The 1,080-nt window shown below is 61.8% G+C and carries 1 protein-coding gene; it reads left to right on the top strand.

Annotated elements, in window-relative coordinates; all coding sequences use genetic code 11:
- Nucleotides 1-21 precede the first annotated feature (21 nt).
- On the top strand, nucleotides 22-1,080 hold a 1,059-nt coding region (locus tag IE124_RS34035), incomplete at its 3' end, for a condensation domain-containing protein (protein WP_229833171.1).

Here is a 1,080-nt window from a genome sequence, read left to right as displayed (position 1 = left end):
CCCCGACCGGAACAACTGCCCTTGTCGTTCGCGCAACGCCGTCTGTGGTTCCTGCACCGCTTCGAAGGACCCTCCGCCACCTACAACGTGCCCATGCGCCTACGCCTGGACACCCAACCCGACACCGACGCACTCACATCCGCGATCGGCGACCTGATCCGACGACACGAAAGCCTCCGCACCACATTCACCGAAACCAACGGCACACCCACCCAACACATCCACCCCACCGAAACCATCACCACCCCCGTCGAAACACTACAAGCCACCACACCAGAACAACTCGAAACACTCATCAACCAGACAGCCCGACACGAATTCGACCTCGAAACAGAAATCCCGATACGCGCCCGCATCATCACCCACGACAACCAATGCACACTCATCCTCGTCGTCCACCACATCGCCGCCGACGGATGGTCACTCGTCCCCCTCATGCAAGACCTCTCCCACGCCTACACCGCACACACCACCGGAAACACCCCCAACTGGCAACCACTCCCCGCCCAATACGCCGACTACACCCTCTGGCAACACGAAATACTCGGCTCCGAAACCGACCCCCACTCCCTCATCACACAACAATTCACCTACTGGCGCACCGAACTCGCCGACCTCCCCGAACACACCACCCTCCCCTTCGACCGACCCCGACCCCACACCGCCAGCCACCACGGCGACATACAACCCCTCCACATCGAACCCGACACCCGAAACGCCATCGAAAACCTCGCCCACCAACACGGCGCCACCCCCGCCATGATCACCCAAGCCGCACTCGCCGTCCTCCTCCACAAACTCGGAGCCGGCCACGACATCCCCCTCGGCTCCCCCATCGCCGGACGCACCGACGACGCCCTCAACAACCTCATCGGATTCTTCGTCAACACCTGGATCCTCCGCGTCAACATCCAAACCACCGACACCTTCACCGACATCCTCACCCAAGTCCGCGAAAAAGCACTCGCCGCCTACGCCAACCAAGACGCACCCTTCGAACAACTCGTAGAACTCCTCAACCCCACCCGCACCACCGCCCACCACCCCCTCTTCCAAACCTCCCTCGCCTTCCAAAACAAC

This window comes from Streptomyces narbonensis (assembly GCF_014649015.1).
Lineage (GTDB): Bacteria > Actinomycetota > Actinomycetes > Streptomycetales > Streptomycetaceae > Streptomyces > Streptomyces narbonensis.
The sequence above is the reverse complement of the archived record's forward strand: the minus strand, read 5'-3'. Positions and strand labels throughout refer to the sequence as shown.